The organism is Citrobacter sp. Cu231, from assembly GCF_030332265.1.
In the GTDB taxonomy this organism is placed as follows: Bacteria; Pseudomonadota; Gammaproteobacteria; order Enterobacterales; family Enterobacteriaceae; genus Citrobacter; species Citrobacter meridianamericanus.
In genome coordinates this window covers 36,586-54,850 of record NZ_JAOWIE010000053.1, presented here as the reverse complement: position 1 = coordinate 54,850, position 18,265 = coordinate 36,586, and the positions used below count along the sequence as shown (strand labels likewise).

Annotated in this window: 17 protein-coding genes; 7 read left to right on the top strand and 10 right to left on the bottom strand. The window is 52.7% G+C overall.

The window, feature by feature from the left end:
* The first annotated feature begins 5 nt into the window (after positions 1 to 5).
* Positions 6 to 524 (top strand): zinc uptake transcriptional repressor Zur, encoded by a 519-nt coding sequence (zur, locus tag OGY15_RS23125; protein WP_151218068.1) that lies wholly within the window; start codon positions 6 to 8, stop codon positions 522 to 524.
* A gap of 48 nt (positions 525 to 572) precedes the next feature.
* Here the strand turns inward: zur and OGY15_RS23120 are convergent, their stop codons facing one another.
* From OGY15_RS23120 to OGY15_RS23105, 4 genes are all read right to left on the bottom strand, one after another.
* The gene (locus tag OGY15_RS23120) at positions 573 to 782 is read right to left on the bottom strand and encodes a CsbD family protein (protein ID WP_003031706.1); all 210 of its coding nucleotides are present in this window, start codon (positions 780 to 782) and stop codon (positions 573 to 575) included.
* A 136-nt stretch (positions 783 to 918) separates the two neighbouring features.
* Positions 919 to 2,238 (bottom strand): MATE family efflux transporter DinF, encoded by a 1,320-nt coding sequence (gene dinF, locus OGY15_RS23115; RefSeq protein WP_187260062.1) that lies wholly within the window; start codon positions 2,236 to 2,238, stop codon positions 919 to 921.
* 70 nt (positions 2,239 to 2,308) lie between these two features.
* Positions 2,309 to 2,917 carry a transcriptional repressor LexA gene (gene lexA, locus OGY15_RS23110; RefSeq protein ID WP_003826596.1) on the bottom strand — a complete coding sequence of 203 codons (609 nt, stop codon included), beginning with the start codon at positions 2,915 to 2,917 and terminating at the stop codon, positions 2,309 to 2,311.
* A gap of 109 nt (positions 2,918 to 3,026) precedes the next feature.
* Positions 3,027 to 3,395 (bottom strand): diacylglycerol kinase, encoded by a 369-nt coding sequence (locus OGY15_RS23105; protein WP_003826594.1) that lies wholly within the window; start codon positions 3,393 to 3,395, stop codon positions 3,027 to 3,029.
* 171 nt (positions 3,396 to 3,566) lie between these two features.
* Here OGY15_RS23105 and plsB point away from each other — a divergent pair, with 171 nt between their 5' ends.
* The gene (plsB, locus tag OGY15_RS23100; protein WP_286541272.1) at positions 3,567 to 5,987 is read left to right on the top strand and encodes a glycerol-3-phosphate 1-O-acyltransferase PlsB; all 2,421 of its coding nucleotides are present in this window, start codon (positions 3,567 to 3,569) and stop codon (positions 5,985 to 5,987) included.
* Between the two features lie 53 nt (positions 5,988 to 6,040).
* On the opposite strand, the gene ubiA is transcribed toward plsB, so the two are convergent.
* The 5 genes from ubiA to malK all read right to left on the bottom strand — a co-directional run bounded on the left by ubiA (position 6,041) and on the right by malK (position 11,210).
* Entirely contained in the window at positions 6,041 to 6,913 is an 873-nt protein-coding gene (gene ubiA / locus OGY15_RS23095) for a 4-hydroxybenzoate octaprenyltransferase (protein ID WP_151218070.1), read from the bottom strand.
* Between the two features lie 13 nt (positions 6,914 to 6,926).
* Positions 6,927 to 7,424 carry a chorismate lyase gene (gene ubiC, locus OGY15_RS23090; RefSeq protein ID WP_044715430.1) on the bottom strand — a complete coding sequence of 166 codons (498 nt, stop codon included), beginning with the start codon at positions 7,422 to 7,424 and terminating at the stop codon, positions 6,927 to 6,929.
* Between the two features lie 180 nt (positions 7,425 to 7,604).
* A complete protein-coding gene (malM, locus tag OGY15_RS23085; protein WP_286541267.1) occupies positions 7,605 to 8,552 on the bottom strand; it encodes a maltose operon protein MalM in 948 nt (315 codons plus the stop codon).
* Between the two features lie 113 nt (positions 8,553 to 8,665).
* The gene (locus OGY15_RS23080; RefSeq protein ID WP_151218072.1) at positions 8,666 to 10,021 is read right to left on the bottom strand and encodes a maltoporin; all 1,356 of its coding nucleotides are present in this window, start codon (positions 10,019 to 10,021) and stop codon (positions 8,666 to 8,668) included.
* Between the two features lie 79 nt (positions 10,022 to 10,100).
* Complete coding sequence (gene malK, locus OGY15_RS23075) at positions 10,101 to 11,210, bottom strand: maltose/maltodextrin ABC transporter ATP-binding protein MalK (RefSeq protein WP_151218073.1); 1,110 nt, start codon at positions 11,208 to 11,210, stop codon at positions 10,101 to 10,103.
* 360 nt (positions 11,211 to 11,570) lie between these two features.
* Between malK and malE the strand changes: the two genes are divergently transcribed.
* The 4 genes from malE (at position 11,571) to xylE (ending at position 17,197) form a co-directional block, all read left to right on the top strand.
* Positions 11,571 to 12,761, top strand: coding sequence for a maltose/maltodextrin ABC transporter substrate-binding protein MalE (malE, locus tag OGY15_RS23070; protein ID WP_151218074.1), 1,191 nt, complete (start codon positions 11,571 to 11,573; stop codon positions 12,759 to 12,761).
* A 187-nt stretch (positions 12,762 to 12,948) separates the two neighbouring features.
* The gene (gene malF / locus OGY15_RS23065) at positions 12,949 to 14,493 is read left to right on the top strand and encodes a maltose ABC transporter permease MalF (protein ID WP_151218075.1); all 1,545 of its coding nucleotides are present in this window, start codon (positions 12,949 to 12,951) and stop codon (positions 14,491 to 14,493) included.
* Positions 14,494 to 14,507: 14 nt separating this feature from the next.
* Positions 14,508 to 15,398, top strand: a complete 891-nt coding sequence (gene malG, locus OGY15_RS23060; RefSeq protein WP_005132680.1) for a maltose ABC transporter permease MalG — start codon at positions 14,508 to 14,510, stop codon at positions 15,396 to 15,398.
* Positions 15,399 to 15,721: 323 nt separating this feature from the next.
* Positions 15,722 to 17,197, top strand: a complete 1,476-nt coding sequence (gene xylE, locus OGY15_RS23055) for a D-xylose transporter XylE (RefSeq protein WP_187253980.1) — start codon at positions 15,722 to 15,724, stop codon at positions 17,195 to 17,197.
* A gap of 45 nt (positions 17,198 to 17,242) precedes the next feature.
* On the opposite strand, the gene psiE is transcribed toward xylE, so the two are convergent.
* Entirely contained in the window at positions 17,243 to 17,653 is a 411-nt protein-coding gene (psiE, locus tag OGY15_RS23050; RefSeq protein WP_003031674.1) for a phosphate-starvation-inducible protein PsiE, read from the bottom strand.
* 138 nt (positions 17,654 to 17,791) lie between these two features.
* Between psiE and OGY15_RS23045 the strand changes: the two genes are divergently transcribed.
* A complete protein-coding gene (locus tag OGY15_RS23045) occupies positions 17,792 to 18,244 on the top strand; it encodes an acyltransferase (protein ID WP_151218076.1) in 453 nt (150 codons plus the stop codon).
* Positions 18,245 to 18,265 lie beyond the last annotated feature (21 nt).

Sequence of the window (18,265 nt, the reverse complement as noted above, 5' to 3'; positions counted from 1 at the left end):
GCCAAATGGACAAAACCACTACGCAAGAGTTATTGGCTCAAGCTGAAAAACTCTGTGCGCAACGCAACGTGCGGCTTACGCCACAACGCCTCGAAGTGCTGCGACTGATGAGCCTGCAGGAAGGCGCCATCAGCGCTTACGACCTGCTCGACCTGTTACGGGAAACCGAGCCGCAGGCCAAACCACCAACCGTGTATCGCGCGCTCGATTTTCTGCTTGAACAAGGGTTTGTGCATAAGGTGGAATCCACCAACAGCTATGTCCTTTGTCATCTGTTCGATCAGCCAACGCACAGTTCTGCGATGTTCATTTGCGACCGCTGTGGCGTGGTAAAAGAAGAGTGCGCAGAAGGTGTGGAAGACATCATGCATACGCTGGCGGCCAAAATGGGCTTTGCTTTGCGACATAATGTTATTGAAGCCCACGGGCTGTGTCCGGCCTGTGTGGAAGTTGAGTCATGCCGTCATCCAGGCGACTGCCAGCATGACCACACAATTCAGGTGAAGAAGAAAGTTGGGCGTTAGTCAGGTGGGAGAGCGTACGTCCTTGTACTCTCAGGAGGGAAGGGTCAATTACCAGCGGTAATCATTACGTTTTTCCCAATCGTTAACTTCTTTTTCCGCCTGATCTTTGGCGTAACCGTAACGCTCCTGGACTTTACCAACCAGTTGGTCACGTTTACCTTCAATGACCGTCATATCATCATCGGTCAGTTTGCCCCATTGCTCTTTCACTTTACCTTTAAACTGCTTCCAGTTGCCGCCGACTTCGTCTTTATTCATCATCAAGTCCTCATCGTTAGGTTGTGAATAGCGAGAGTGCCATGTCCAGACACATGCTGTTTTCTCTGGACGTGATAATAAGTGTAGTCAGTGATTCTGGGTTTTATTTACTATTCGGAATTTTTAACCATTCTAATCAGGCAAACCAGGTTCCATTACGCCAGTGACGCCGCCAGATAAAGGCCAACGACAGTCCGCGCAGCGCGAGGAAAACAGTTAACGCCAGCCACAAACCATGATTTCCGAGCCACGGCAAAGCCAGCAGCGTTAAGGCGAATCCCACTGCGGCAACGGCCATACTGTTACGCATTTCTGCAGCCCGCGTTGCGCCAATAAACATACCGTCAAGCAGATAACACCACACGCCCACCAGCGGTAAAACCACCTGCCAGAAAAGATAGCGATCGGCCAAAAGTTGGATTTGCGACAGTGAGGTCAGCAGCGCCACAATCTGCTCGCCAAACAAGGCATAGATCAGCGAAAAAAGGATTGCCACAATTCCTGACTGTCGACACGCTGCTCGCCAGACATCCAGCAACTGGCTGCCGTCCCGCGCCCCATAGGCCTGGCCCGAATGCGCTTCCACGGCATAGGCAAATCCGTCCAGTGCATAAGCGGTAAACGTCAGCAAAGTCATCAGTACGGCATTAACCGCAATGATATCGCCTCCCAGACGCGCCCCCAGCACCGTAATGGCCCCAAAGCAGAGCTGCAACAGCAGCGAACGCAGCATGATGTCACGGTTGAGTGCCAGCAAACGACGGAAGTTGCCCCGCCACGCCTGTTTCAACATTGCCAGCGATATTCCGCGCATATGCAGGACTTTGCGCACCATCATCAGACCGATAAGCAGTGTGGCATATTCAGCAATCACCGTTGCCAGTGCAGCACCCTGCACGTTCATATGCAGACCCATCACCAGCCATAAATCGAGCGCAATGTTGAGAATATTGCCGACAATCAGCAGGATAACCGGCGCTCGCGCATACTGCACGCCCAGCAACCAGCCGAGCAGCACCAGATTCGCCAGCGAGGCTGGCGCGCTGAGCCAGCGGATTTCAAGGAAACGCCGGGCTTGTTCAAGTACAGGTTCACTTCCCCCGACAATATGCAGCGCTAAATCGATAATCGGCGTGCGAAACAGCGCGATAAGTACCCCTGCGCCCAGTGCCAGCATCAGCGGCTGTACCAGCGCGCGCGCCAGCGCCTGTGGATTTTTCGCACCAAATGCCTGCGCGGTAAGACCGGTGGTACTCATGCGCAAAAAAAGAAGCAGCATAAAGAGAAAACTGGTCGCCGTGGCCCCGACAGCAACGCCGCCAAGATAGACCGGGCTGTCCAGATGACCAATCACAGCAGTATCCACCAGCCCCAGCAAGGGAACGGTGATATTGGAGAAGATCATCGGTAAGGCGAGGTGCCAGAGTGCTTTATCAGAGGCGGTAAAGAAAGGCATACAGGAAAGCCTGATGAATAGAAGTGAAAACTAGCTGTGGCGCAGAATGCGCCACAGTATTAATACATGATTACAGCCATTCACCGTTACGAATGACGCCTACCGCCAGCCCTTCAATGGTGAAGTTTTGCTCGCGCAGATCGACAACGATAGGTTTAAATTCACTGTTTTCTGGCAGAAGTTCAACCTTGTTGCCCTGCTTTTTCAGGCGCTTAACCGTGACTTCGTCGTCGATACGGGCAACAACAACCTGTCCGTTACGCACGTCCTGAGTTTTATGCACCGCCAGCAAATCGCCGTCCATAATACCGATATCTTTCATCGACATACCGCTAACCCGCAGCAGAAAATCGGCGTTCGGTTTGAACAATGAGGGATCGACCTGGTAGTGGCCTTCGATGTGCTGCTGCGCCAGAAGTGGCTCGCCTGCCGCCACACGACCGACAAGCGGTAATCCTTCTTCTTCTTCCTGCAGCAGTCGAATACCACGCGATGCACCGGAGACAATTTCCAGCACACCTTTACGCGCCAGCGCTTTCAGATGTTCTTCAGCAGCGTTTGGGGAACGGAACCCCAAACGCTGCGCGATCTCCGCACGCGTCGGTGGCATACCTGTCTGGCTGATGTGATCTCTAATGAGATCAAACACCTCTTGCTGCCTGGCCGTTAACGCTTTCATTCCGCCCCCTGGGTGTATATACAGTTATGCTGTGAGTATATACAGCTAAAGGTGATTTTGGAACCGCAAACTGCACAAAAAGCAGGAGATTTATGAAGATGTGGAATCCTTATCGCAAATGCGACCACAACAGAATGCCCCAGGTGATCAGAGCAACGAAAATAGACAACAACACCGCCGCAGAACCCATATCTTTCGCCCGGCCGGAAAGTTCGTGATACTCAGAGCCTATGCGATCAACCACCGCCTCAATCGCACTGTTGAGGATTTCAACGATCATCACCAGCATCACGGAACCAATTAACAGCACGCGGGTAATCGCATCGACGTCCAGCCAGCAGGCGATAGCTACGCCCAGCAGTACGGCAACGCTTTCCTGGCGGAATGCCGCCTCATTGATCCATGCGGCGCGAAAACCTTTCCAGGAATAGCCTGCAGCTTTGATAATTCGGGTGAATCCAGTGGTATTATTGGCCATCAAAAAGAACCTTTTTACATTATTAGCGTCAATGTCATTGTAACGTTACCCCGTTTGTTTCATGGGGTGGCAAAGCAGCGCGAAGTATGACGGGATACCACAGAAATTCACTAAACTTTCTGATATCCTTGCAGCGCATTTGCATTATTAACCAGAGGCTTTACATCGTTTATGTCCGGCTGGCCACGAATTTACTACAAATTACTGAATTTACCATTAAGCATCCTGGTAAAAAGTAAGTCTATTCCGGCAGAACCTGCCCCGGAATTGGGACTCGATACGTCTCGTCCCATTATGTACGTCCTACCGTACAATTCAAAAGCAGACTTGCTGACGCTGCGTGCCCAATGTCTGGTGCACGATCTCCCCGATCCCCTGGAACCGCTGGAGATAGACGGGACTCTGCTGCCGCGCTACGTGTTTATTCACGGCGGCCCGCGCGTGTTCACCTATTACACGCCGAAAGAAGAGTCCATCAAGCTGTTCCATAACTATCTCGACCTGCATCGCAGCAATCCAGACCTGGATGTGCAGATGGTGCCGGTTTCGGTGATGTTTGGCCGTGCGCCAGGACGCGAAAAAGGCGAAGTCAATCCGCCGCTGCGCATGCTGAACGGCGTACAGAAATTCTTTGCTGTGTCCTGGCTGGGTCGCGACAGTTTTGTCCGTTTCTCCCCATCAGTCTCCCTGCGTCGTATGGCGGATGAACACGGTACGGATAAGATAATCGCTCAGAAACTGGCACGCGTGGCGCGTATGCATTTTGCTCGCCAGCGTCTGGCCGCGGTTGGCCCTCGCCTCCCTGCCCGCCAGGATCTGTTTAATAAGCTGCTGGCGTCAAAAGCGATCGCTCGCGCGGTAGAAGATGAAGCGCGCAGTAAAAAAATCTCCCACGAAAAAGCACAGCAAAATGCCATTGCACTGATGGAAGAGATTGCCGCCAACTTCTCCTACGAGATGATCCGCCTCACGGACCGAATTCTGGGCTTTACCTGGAACCGTCTGTATCAGGGGATTAACGTTCATAATGCGGAACGTGTACGTCAGTTGGCGCACGATGGGCATGAAATCGTTTATGTTCCGTGCCACCGCAGCCATATGGACTATATGCTGCTGTCGTACGTTCTGTATCATCAGGGGCTGGTTCCACCGCACATCGCTGCCGGTATCAACCTGAATTTCTGGCCGGCAGGTCCGATTTTCCGCCGCCTGGGCGCGTTCTTTATTCGTCGTACCTTCAAGGGCAATAAGCTCTACTCCACCGTTTTCCGTGAATACCTGGGCGAGCTGTTCAGCCGCGGTTACTCGGTTGAGTATTTTGTCGAAGGCGGCCGTTCACGTACCGGTCGTCTGCTCGACCCGAAAACCGGCACGCTGTCGATGACCATTCAGGCGATGCTGCGCGGCGGTACGCGTCCGATTACCCTCGTACCGATCTACATCGGCTATGAGCACGTAATGGAAGTAGGCACCTACGCAAAAGAGCTGCGTGGCGCGACAAAAGAAAAAGAGAGTCTGCCACAAATGCTGCGTGGCTTAAGCAAGCTGCGTAATCTGGGTCAGGGCTACGTTAACTTTGGCGAGCCGATGCCGCTGATGACGTACCTCAATCAGCATGTGCCGGAGTGGCGTGAATCTATCGATCCTATCGAGTCTATCCGCCCGGCCTGGCTGACGCCGACAGTGAATAACATTGCCGCCGATCTGATGGTGCGCATTAACAACGCTGGCGCGGCCAACGCCATGAACCTGTGTTGTACCGCGCTGTTGGCTTCCCGCCAGCGCTCTCTGACCCGTGAACAGTTAACCGAGCAGCTTGACTGCTACCTTAGCCTGCTGCGCAACGTGCCGTACGCAGCAGACTCAACTGTTCCTGCACAGAGCGCCAGTGAGTTGATCGACCACGCCTTGCAGATGAACAAGTTTGAGGTCGAGAAAGACACCATCGGCGACATCATCATACTGCCGCGCGAGCAGGCCGTATTGATGACCTACTATCGCAACAACATTGCGCACATGCTGGTTCTGCCTTCGTTGATGGCAGCCATTGTAACTCAGCGCCGTCGTATTTCACGCGTCGCGCTACAGCAGCATATTGATGCGTTGTATCCAATGCTGAAAGCCGAGCTGTTCCTGCGCTGGGAACGCAATGAGCTTGCCGGAGTGATTGACGAATTGGCCAGCGAAATGCAGCGCCAGGGATTGATCGCTCAGCAGGATGGCGAACTGCATATTAACCCAGCCCGCTCCCGTACGCTCCAGCTGTTGGCTGCGGGTGCTCGCGAGACGTTGCAACGCTACGCCATTACCTTCTGGCTGCTGAGCGCCAACCCGTCCATCAACCGTGGTACGCTTGAGAAAGAGAGCCGCACCGTGGCGCAACGCCTCTCCGTACTGCACGGCATTAACGCGCCGGAATTCTTCGACAAAGCGGTATTCAGCTCTCTGGTGCTGACGCTGCGTGACGAAGGATTCATTAGCGATACCGGAGATGCCGAGCCGGAAGAGACGATGAAGATCTATCAGATGCTGGCTGAACTGGTCACATCGGATGTTCGTCTGACCATCGAGAGTGCCACACAGGGCGAGTAAGTAAAAAAAACCGGTCGAAATGACCGGTTTTTATTTTGCAGGCTAAGCCAAACTCAAAAATGCCAGTAGCTCATCGCCAGTCCTAAAAACAGTACCAGCCCTACATAGTTATTGTTCATAAACGCTTTAAAACAGGCATCCCGTTCACGATTAACGATCAGCTTCTGCTGATACACAAACAGCGCACCCGCCACCAGCAGTGACCAGTAATAGCCCAGCCCCAGCCCGTTTAGCCAGCCCACCAGCGCCATCAGCACCAGCACGCCCACCTGCAGAATACCAATGATCAGCTTGTCGTTTTGACCAAACAAGATCGCGGTCGATTTAATGCCAATCTTCAGGTCATCATCCCGGTCAACCATCGCATACTGGGTGTCATAGGCCACCGCCCAGAGAATGTTGGCGAGGAACATCAGCCAGCAGCTCAGCGGCACAGACTCGCTCACGGCAGCAAACGCCATCGGAATAGACCAGCCAAACGCCGCCCCCAGCACCACCTGCGGCAAATGCGTATAGCGTTTCATAAACGGGTAAACCCACGCCAACGCTAACGCCGCAACGGACAACATAATGGTCATTGTGTTGAGCGTTAAAACCAGCAGGAAGGCGAGCAATACCAATACGACGAACAGCGTTCGGGCTTCTTTTTCGGTGACGGCCCCGCTCGGCAGCGGTCGATTCGCGGTGCGTTTAACGTGTCCGTCAAATTTCCTGTCGGCATAATCATTCACCACGCATCCGGCGGCGCGCATTAACCAAACGCCGGCGACAAATACCGCCAGGATCCACAGTTGCGGCATGCCTGGGGTCGCCACCCACAATGCCCATAGCGTAGGCCAGAGCAGCAGTAAGGCGCCGATTGGCTTATCCGTACGCATCAAGCGGTGAAACGCCAGCAGCTTATTCTGCGTCAGACTCCACTCCATCTTTATCTTCCTCTCAGTACAACGGCGATGCAGGTAGGAAAAGTTCGGTAAGCATCAGCGGCTTACCGCTCAGCCGCAGGCGGGAACGTCGCCCCCACAGCGCAGCATCACGGCCAATCTCAATAAAATCTCGGGTCAATGTCGATGACGTAAACAGGTAGCGCCCAAGTGGGGTTTTTCCCAGGTTTTGTAAGGCCAGTTCAGGGCCGCACAAAGTTGATTCAGGCACCACTGTGCGCCCGGCAAGCCAGGGTTCACCGTCCGCGCAGAGCAGGATTTCACGCAACCAATAACGGGGTTCTGTCGGCAGCAGCATCAGTTCTTCAGCCACCTCATTTTGCCCAACAAATCCTTCGCGAAGTAACGTGACGGTAACCTTTTTTCCCTGCTGCTCAAAACGTTTAGTCATGGAATCTTCCAGTAACAACCAGTCGAGCAGTTGCGGGTCCAGCGCCGGAATCGCATCAAAATAACGCAGCGCACGCAGTTGCGTTAACGCAGGGTGTGGCATGCCTTACTCTCCGATTTATAACCTGAAGGCATTGTATCGCAGAAAATGCATTACGGGGTGAGCAAACACAATTAAGTGATCGTCAAAGCAACATAAGTGTAACAATTAGCACCGAAGGATAAAAAAAGGTGCGCCAGGAGACGCACCAGTTGTTGCAAAATCAGCACTGCGGGGAAATGTTTACCCCTTGCCTTTTACACTGCTGATAAAGGTGGATCGGGCGGATTTGGATCCCAGACGCTCAGCTTCATCAAGCAGCTTCAGCGCTTTATCGACATCGCCTTTCGCCACGGCATCCTTAATGCCCTGGTTAAAATAACTTTCCGTGTCATTTAGCATTGGCTCACTTTTCTTCACCGGTTGTGGCGCTGGAGTAGCCACTGTTGCAGCCGGGGCCGCGTAGGCCACCGCAGGCGCGGCGGTATTGCCAACCGTGACAGGGCCAGGGCCGGATGAACCAAACAGCGGCCCAACCAGAACACTGGAAGAGGAGCTGGTTTTGACTTTCAGCTTCAGCAGACCGTCGGTGGTATGACGGGCAATCGGGTCTGGAATATCCGGAATCGCGTTCCCTACACCTTTGGCATAGGCTTTTGCCGGGTCAAGCAGGGTCGTGGTCTGCTGGAGATCTTTATCCGTGGTAAAGACCAGCATATAGAGTTTTTGCTGGCCCAGCGCAGGCGTCAGACGCATGACTCCTTCCAGGCGATCGGCACTCATCACGCCGGGTTCCTGATAAGTGAAATAACTGCTGGGGAAGAACGCAGATGGCGTCATGTTCTGATCAAGAATTAAAACGTTTGGTGCAAATACGCTGGTTTGTTTGTTGACTTCACTGGTCAGCGTCAGGGTTAACTCACCAATATTCGCGGGTACACTGTACGCAGCGACTGGGCCAGTAATACCAGCAACATCCAGATGCTGACCCGCTGTCGCTAGCTGTGTCGACTGGGTTTTGGATTGATCAACCGGCGTCCAGGTTAACTGTTGTAGCGCAGCAGTGGGAATAGCTGGAGCCGCGGTGGTGTTCTGCGGAACAATATTTACATCGGCCAGGCTGATGCCAGGCGCGCTGGCAAATAACCCTGCAGATAAACAAAGGGCAACGAGACTTTTCTTCATTTTCATTGTTATCACCTCAGATAGCATGGGTTCAGCGGTGGCCAGGCAATAGCGCGCTAAACCGTAATCAAGAGGGGCTGGCGCCCCTCTTTCGGTCTTTACGTCAGATTAGTGCTGAATTACCACCAGATTTCCATCTGGGCACCGAAGGACCACTCATCGCTGTCGCCACGGCTGGTTGTGCTGATACCAGAGTTGGTTGCGGCGGCATATTTAGAAACTTTGTCGCCATTTTTCACGTAACCCCACTCTTCATCCCATTTGGCATAGGTTGCGAAGACGCGGATTGCCGGGCGAGACCAGATGCTGTCGCCCGCCTGCCACTGTTGCGCCAGGGTGATTTTGTACTGGCTGTTGCGATCACCAGTTTGCTGAGATTTGACGTTGTCGTAACCGACTTCCAGCAAGGTGCTCATGATCGGCGTCCATTTGTACATCGGACGGATACCGACGGTGTACCATTCGGTACCCAGGTCGTTATCCAGGTCGATGTTCTGATACATACCGACGTACATCAGGTCCCACTTGTCGCCCAGAGAGATTGCACCGTGGTCAAGTACGCGTACCAGGCTACCGTTGTTATTGATGTTGTTGTCAACATGATGGATGACAGGTGCATCTGGAGATACCTGCGTATCGAAGGTAGAGCCGTAAGTCCCCTGCGAGCCGCCCTTACCTTGCGTTGTCATGGCGTCAGTCGCGTACTGAACAACAAATTTGTTATAGCCTTTCAGCATGCTTTGGGTGTGTTCTGCGGTGAACATCCAACCATCTTTCGTTGCGTCATCCGCGTAGCTGTAACCGTCGGTTTTATTCGCGCGGCCATAGTCCACACCCAGCTCCAGCATGCCGTCAGGGTTAGTAGCCATCTGCGCTAAACGTACGTCAAATACGTCGTTCGCGGTATCTTTAGAGGTGTCGTAGATATTCTGGCTACTGAAGGTATAAGACCCCCCAGCTTCCTGAGAACGGGTGGCGGCCAGAGACAGTTTACCGAAGCCCAGATCGATGTTTTCAATACCAGCGCCAGGACCTGAAATATCCCAGTAGTAGAAGTCGATCATGTGGACGTCATGACGCTGATAGAAACGTTTACCGGCCCAGATAGTGGAGCCTGGCAGCCATTCAATCAGGTTTTTACCCTGCACGTTGGCTTCACGGAATGCCGGACTGGTCGATTCCCAGTCATTCTGTTGTGCCACAGAGTAGGCTACGTTGGTGTCGAAGTAGAAGCTCTTATCGCCTTCTTTCCACACTTCCTGACCTAATTTGATTTCCGCATAGGTTTCACATTCGTTACCAAGACGGTATTTACTTTGAGCACCGGTTGCCTGGAAACACTGTTGTTCACCGCCGCTACCCGTCCAGCCTATGCCGGAACGTGCATAACCATGGAAATCCACAGCCATTGCCTGAACAGACATAATGCCTGCCGCCACAGCAACCGCCAGAGGGAGTTTGCGCAGAGTAATCATCGTTCTATCTCCTGAGATCATTGCTTTTCTCTAAACGCATCGACTTGATAGTTTTGCGTTTCGTTTTTTTATGGGGGCCTTAAACGCCCGGCTCTTGATGCAACCGACGACATGCAGTGCCATCCTCACGGAACAGATGGCAACGCTCTGGCGGCAGGCCGATAGCGAATGTGGCACCCTCTTGTACCAACACCACGTCGTTCTGGCGGTAAACCAGGTTTTGACGGATGGCGGGGATCTGGATATGAATTTGTGTTTCGTGACCAAGCTGCTCGACCACCTGCACTTCACCTTCGAGGGTGACATCGGCGATATCACTGGGCAGCAAATGCTCCGGACGGATACCTAAAGACATGTTGGCGCCAACCTGCACCGCGTGGCTGTCTACCGGCAGCCATATTTGCTGGCGGTTGGGCAGTTCAACCTGCACCTGATCGATGGCCGTCCCGGTAACTTTCACCGGCAGGAAGTTCATCTTCGGCGAGCCAATAAACCCGGCAACAAAGCGGTCAGCCGGGTAATGGTACAGCTCCAACGGTTTACCAACCTGCGCCACGCGCCCCGCATCCAGCACCACGATTTTGTCGGCCAGCGTCATCGCCTCGACCTGATCGTGGGTGACGTAAATCATCGTGCGGCCAAGACGTTTATGCAGACGGGAAATTTCAATGCGCATCTGTACGCGCAGTGCTGCATCGAGGTTGGAGAGAGGTTCATCGAGCAGAAATACGCGCGGTTCAGCGACCAACGTACGACCAATCGCCACGCGCTGACGTTGTCCGCCGGAAAGTGCTTTCGGTTTACGCTCCAGCAGATGGGCCAGTTGCAGAACTTCCGCCACCTGATTCACGCGCTGGTTCATCACCTCTTTTTTTGCGCCAGCCAGCTTGAGGCCGAACGACATATTTTCCGCAACGGATAAATGGGGATACAACGCGTAGGACTGAAAGACCATGCCCACACCGCGTTCGGCGGGCGGAATGTCGTTCATCCGGGTCTCACCGATAAACAGGTCGCCACTGGTGATGGTTTCAAGTCCGGCGATCATACGCAGCAAGGTCGACTTACCACAGCCTGACGGTCCGACAAACACCACGAACTCCCCTTCGTGAATGTCGAGATTGATATCTTTTGATACCACCACGTCACCCCAGGCTTTCGTTACATTACGCAGCTGTACGCTCGCCATGCCCTTCTCCCTTCGTTACAACCTGTCATCGACAGCAACATTCATGATGGGCTGACTATGCGTTATCCCTTGATGGCGTGAATCCTCCACCCCCCGGCTTTTTTATGGGGGAGGAGGCGGGAGGATGAGAGAGCAGCGTCTGAGACCCGGCCCTCCTGCTTCAGAGGAATTTCGTGATGCAGCCTGCAAAAATCGGTGGGTTTTTATGTGCGCCAGTACGCAATACTCACATTTATGTAACACAGATCACATAAAGAGCGGGTGGGGCGTAGGGGTAAGGAGGATGGAAAGAGGTTGTCGTATAAAGAAACTAGTCACCGTTAAGCCACCTCTGCAAAATCACCAAACAGGATGGGAACTATGAAAATCAAAACTGGCGCACGCATCCTCGCATTGTCCGCATTAACGACGATGATGTTTTCCGCCTCGGCTCTCGCCAAGATTGAAGAAGGTAAGCTGGTTATCTGGATTAACGGCGACAAAGGCTATAACGGCCTCGCTGAAGTGGGCAAAAAATTCGAAAAAGACACCGGTATCAAAGTCACCATTGAGCACCCGGACAAACTGGAAGAGAAATTCCCTCAGGTTGCCGCAACCGGTGACGGCCCGGACATCATTTTTTGGGCGCATGACCGTTTTGGCGGTTACGCTCAGTCTGGCCTGCTGGCTGAAATCACGCCAGACAAAGCATTCCAGGACAAGCTCTATCCGTTCACCTGGGATGCCGTGCGCTATAACGGCAAACTGATCGCCTACCCGATCGCGGTTGAAGCGCTGTCGCTGATTTACAATAAAGACCTCGTGCCAAACCCACCGAAAACCTGGGAAGAAATTCCTGCACTGGATAAAGAGCTGAAGGCGAAAGGTAAATCCGCGCTGATGTTCAATCTGCAAGAACCGTACTTCACCTGGCCACTGATTGCCGCCGACGGCGGTTATGCATTCAAGTTTGAAAACGGCAAGTACGATGTGAAAGACGTGGGCGTGGATAACGCCGGCGCGAAAGCGGGTCTGACCTTCCTGGTCTCCCTGATCAAGAACAAACACATGAACGCGGATACCGACTATTCCATCGCCGAAGCCGCCTTTAACAAAGGCGATACGGCGATGACCATCAACGGTCCGTGGGCATGGTCGAACATCGACAAGAGCAAAATCAACTACGGCGTGACTCTACTGCCAACCTTCAAAGGCAAGCCGTCTAAACCGTTTGTTGGCGTGCTGAGCGCCGGTATCAACGCTGCCAGCCCGAACAAAGAATTGGCGAAAGAGTTCCTCGAAAACTACCTGCTGACCGATCAGGGTCTGGATGAAGTGAACAAGGATAAACCACTGGGTGCGGTTGCGCTGAAATCCTTCCAGGATCAGTTAGCCAAAGACCCACGTATCGCGGCCACCATGGATAACGCCCAGAAAGGCGAAATCATGCCGAACATCCCGCAGATGTCTGCATTCTGGTATGCCGTTCGTACTGCAGTGATCAACGCCGCCAGCGGTCGTCAGACAGTTGATGCTGCACTGAAAGACGCGCAGGGTCGTATCACCAAGTAATACGGTTTCCCTTATTTCTTAGGGAATCAGGTTTATTGAATACGTTGTTACGCGAAAGCATTCGCGCTACATCGAGGCGGCAAGGAGGCAAATCCCCAGGAGCTTACATAAGTAAGTGACTGGGGTGCGCTTCCGCAGCCAACAAAGAGGTAGTGCGAAGGATAAAGCGTAAAGAGGATTGAACCCCATGGATGTCATTAAAAAGAAACACTGGTGGCAAAGCGACACGCTGAAATGGTCAGTGATAGGTCTGCTTGGGCTACTGGTCGGTTACCTTGTTGTTTTGATGTACGCTCAGGGGGAGTACCTGTTTGCCATCATGACGCTGATTTTAAGCTCTGCTGGCCTGTATATTTTCGCTAACCGCAAAACCTATGCCTGGCGCTATGTTTACCCGGGCGTTGCCGGTATGGGGCTGTTTGTCCTGTTTCCGCTGATTTGTACGATCGCGATTGCCTTTACCAACTACAGTAGCACCAACCAGTTGACCTTTGAACGTGCTCAGGAAGTCCTGATGGATCGTTCTTATCAGGCTGGGAAAACCTACAACTTTGGTCTGTATCCGGCGGGTGCGGAGTGGCAACTGGCCCTCACCGACGGTGAAACCGGCAAGAATTATGTTTCCGACGCCTTTAAATTTGGCGGCGAACAGAAACTGCAACTGAAAGAAACGGATGCCTTGCCAGCGGGCGAGCGTGGGACGCTGCGCATCATCACGCAGAATCGCCAGGCGCTGAACCAACTGACCGCCATCCTGCCGGATGAAAGCAAAGTGATTATGAGCTCGTTGCGCCAGTTCTCCGGCACGCAGCCACTTTATACGCTCGCTGATGACGGTACGCTCACCAACAACCAGAGCGGCGTGAAATACCGTCCGAACAACGACATTGGTTATTACCAGGCGATTAACGCCGACGGTAGTTGGGGTGCAGAAAAGTTAAGCCCTGGCTATACCGTGACCATCGGCTGGGATAACTTCACCCGCGTATTTACCGACGAAGGTATCCAGAAACCGTTTTTCGCCATCTTTGTCTGGACGGTGGTCTTCTCCGTTCTGACCGTGATCCTCACCGTGGCCGTCGGGATGGTGCTGGCTTGTCTCGTACAGTGGGAGTCACTCAAAGGCAAAGCGATTTACCGTGTGCTGCTTATCCTGCCGTACGCTGTGCCGTCGTTTATCTCGATTCTGATTTTCAAAGGGCTGTTCAACCAGAGCTTTGGTGAAATCAACATGATGCTGAGCGCACTGTTTGGCATCAAACCGGCCTGGTTCAGCGACCCAACCACCGCACGCTCGATGATTATTATCGTCAATACCTGGCTGGGTTATCCGTACATGATGATCCTGTGCATGGGTCTGTTGAAAGCGATTCCTGACGATTTATATGAAGCCTCGGCGATGGACGGCGCTGGCCCGTTCCAGAACTTCTTTAAGATTACGCTACCGCTGCTGATTAAACCGCTGACACCGCTGATGATTGCCAGCTTCGCCTTTAACTTTAACAACTTCGTGCTGATTCAACTGTTGACCAACGGTGGCCCGGACCGTCTTGGCACCACCACGCCAGCAGGCTATACCGACCTGCTCGTGAGCTACACCTACCGTATCGCCTTTGAAGGCGGCGGCGGTCAGGACTTCGGTCTGGCAGCGGCGATTGCCACGCTGATCTTCCTGCTGGTGGGTGCGCTGGCGATTGTTAACCTGAAAGCCACACGAATGAAGTTTGATTAAGGGAGACAACGAACATGGCTATGGTACAACCCAAATCTCAGAAACTGCGTCTCTTAACAACGCACCTGCTGTTGCTGATTTTCATCGCAGCGATCATGTTCCCGCTGCTGATGGTTATCGCTATCTCGCTGCGCGAAGGTAACTTCGCCACCGGTAGCCTGATCCCGGAAAACATCTCCTGGGAACACTGGAAACTGGCGCTGGGCTTTAGCGTTGAGCACGCAGATGGCCGTGTGACGCCGCCGCCGTTCCCGGTACTGCTGTGGCTGTGGAACTCAGTGAAAGTGGCCACCATTACCGCGATCGGTATTGTGACGCTTTCCACCACCTGCGCTTACGCCTTTGCCCGTATGCGCTTCCCCGGTAAAGCAACCCTGCTTAAAGGGATGCTGATTTTCCAGATGTTCCCGGCGGTGCTGTCTCTGGTCGCGTTGTATGCCTTGTTTGACCGCCTGGGCCAGTACATTCCGTTTATTGGTCTGAACACTCACGGCGGCGTGATCTTCGCCTATCTTGGCGGTATTGCGCTGCATGTGTGGACGATTAAGGGCTATTTCGAAACCATCGATGGTTCGCTGGAAGAAGCGGCCTCGTTGGACGGCGCGACGCCGTGGCAGGCATTCCGCCTGGTGCTGCTGCCGCTTTCCGTTCCGATTCTGGCGGTGGTGTTTATTCTGTCATTCATTGCCGCTATTACCGAAGTACCGGTCGCGTCACTGCTGCTGCGTGATGTGAACAGCTACACCCTTGCGGTAGGTATGCAGCAGTACCTCAATCCACAGAACTATTTGTGGGGCGACTTTGCCGCCGCAGCTGTACTTTCAGCCATTCCGATCACACTGGTGTTCCTGCTGGCACAACGCTGGCTGGTCAACGGCCTGACGGCAGGTGGTGTGAAAGGTTAAGTTTTACCGAAGTAAACGCCCGGCAACGGGCAAGCCACTGCAACCCTCAACTTATGTTATCCCAACCTGTGACTGTTATTCGGCGCTCTACGGAGCGCCCTTTTTTTATGTTATTTTGCATTACGCTTACGATTATTTCCTTTCGTGCTCCCCATCACTGCAATTATATTTTGCGCCTGAAAATGAACTAATTAAACGGAATTAAGATCACAGAAAAGACAAAACGTAATTGCAATGTAAAAAATGATAATTGTCTTCCCTGCCTGTTAAATTCACCATCACGGCACTGATCAAAAGAGCTGTACCCTCTAAGGCAGGTCTGAATGAACACTCAATATAATTCTAGTTATATTTTTTCGATTACATTAGTCGCAACTTTAGGAGGACTATTATTCGGTTACGACACTGCTGTCATATCCGGAACGGTAGAATCCTTAAATACCGTATTTGTCGCTCCACAACACTTAAGTGAATCCGCCGCCAACTCATTGTTGGGTTTTTGCGTCGCCAGCGCGTTGATTGGCTGCATCATCGGCGGTGCGCTGGGCGGCTATTGTAGTAACCGCTTTGGTCGTCGGGACTCGCTGAAAATCGCGGCCCTGCTTTTTTTTATTTCCGGTATTGGTTCCGCCTGGCCTGAATTAGGCTTTACCACGATTAATCCAGATAACGCCGTACCCGTTTATTTGGCCGGATACGTTCCCGAATTTGTTATTTATCGTATCATTGGTGGTATTGGCGTAGGTTTAGCCTCGATGCTCTCACCAATGTATATTGCCGAACTGGCCCCCGCACACATTCGTGGGAAACTGGTCTCGTTTAACCAGTTCGCCATTATTTTTGGTCAACTATTAGTGTATTGCGTTAACTATTTCATCGCGCGTTCAGGCGACGCTAACTGGCTGAATACCGATGGCTGGCGATATATGTTTGCGTCAGAAAGTATTCCCGCCCTGCTGTTTTTACTGCTGCTGTACACCGTACCAGAAAGCCCGCGCTGGCTGATGGCGCGTGGTCGACACGAACAAGCAGAAGGTATTCTGCGCAAGATTATGGGTAGCACACTCGCCACTCAGGCCATGCAGGAGATCAATCAGTCTCTGGAACATGGTCGCAAAACCGGTGGTCGCCTGCTGATGTTTGGTGCAGGCGTTATCGTCATCGGCGTAATGCTTTCCATTTTCCAGCAGTTCGTCGGTATCAACGTCGTGCTGTACTACGCCCCGGAGGTGTTTAAAACGCTGGGAGCCAGTACCGATGTGGCGCTGCTGCAGACCATTATTGTCGGCGTGATCAACCTGAGCTTTACCGTATTGGCGATCATGACGGTGGATAAATTTGGTCGCAAACCGCTGCAAATTATTGGCGCCTTAGGTATGGCCATTGGTATGTTCAGTCTCGGTACTGCGTTTTACACCCAGGCTTCCGGGCTGATAGCGCTGCTGTCGATGCTGTTTTACGTCGCCGCATTCGCCATGTCCTGGGGGCCGGTTTGCTGGGTGCTGTTGGCCGAAATTTTCCCCAATGCGATTCGTGGCAAGGCACTCGCCATTGCGGTTGCCGCTCAATGGTTGGCAAACTACTTCGTTTCCTGGACCTTCCCGATGATGGACAAAAATTCGTGGCTGGTTTCCCATTTCCACAACGGTTTTTCCTACTGGATCTACGGTTGTATGGGCATTCTGGCAGCCTTGTTTATGTGGCGGTTCGTACCGGAAACCAAGGGCAAAACGCTGGAAGAACTTGAACAACTGTGGGAGCCCGCAGCAGAGAAAGCGAAACCTGCCTCTGCGCAGTAACCCTGACCATCAACACGCCGCAGCCCGAATGCGGCGTGTTGTTTTTTACTCTCGCTTCAGCCGTTTGGAATTACACAGCCACAGGGTAATCACCAGCAGCAGGATCGCCGCAGAATAGATCAGCACATCCATCGGCGCTTTATGATCGACGATGATCAACCGCACAATCGCGGTGATCCCGATATAGACAAAGTAGCGCAACGGAAAGTGAAACCCTGACTGAAAGTACTTCACAATCAACGCGATAAATTCAAAATACAGGAAGTAAACCACCAGCCCTTCCACCAGCTCATATTTGCTGGTTTGTTCCGGCGCGAACAGCACATCCGCCAGATGCAGCGTTTCTTTCCCGAGGAATACGACCAGGATCAGGCCCAGACTCAGCAGTCCCAGATTCAACACGGTCTGTAAAATGGTGGAGATAAACTCCACGCGCGGACGAGATAGCGACGTCATAACAGCACCTCATACTCAGTGGCGAGGTTCCTGTATAACGCAAAAATGTGACAGAGATCTACATTTTTTGTTTATGTTTTGTGCAAGAAAGGTCAACAGAGAATGATGAATACCACGATACATTTCACAGGATGAATTATGCAGCTAAGACAATCTGCTATCCGCAACGTGACCTGCGGTGAGAACGTGGTGATTTATGAACCCGCCAATCTCTACGATTGCATATTGGGTGACAACGTTTTTGTCGGACCATTCGTTGAAATCCAGGGCAACACGCAGATTGGCGCAGACAGCAAAATTCAGTCGCATACCTTCATCTGCGAATATGTCACCCTCGGCGCCCGCTGTTTTATCGGGCATGGCGTGATGTTCGCCAACGATATGTTTCGCGGAGGAAAACCCAACGCCGACCGCAACAGCTGGGGTCGCATTACGATTGGCGACGATGTTTCGATCGGCAGCGGGGCGACCATTCTGGCGGTCACTGTCTGCGATGGCGCGGTCATCGGCGCGGGCAGCGTAGTGACCAAATCGATCACCGAGAAAGGCGTGTATGCGGGAAACCCGGCAAAATTATTGCGCCGTTTATAGAGCCGGATGAGCGCAAGTCGC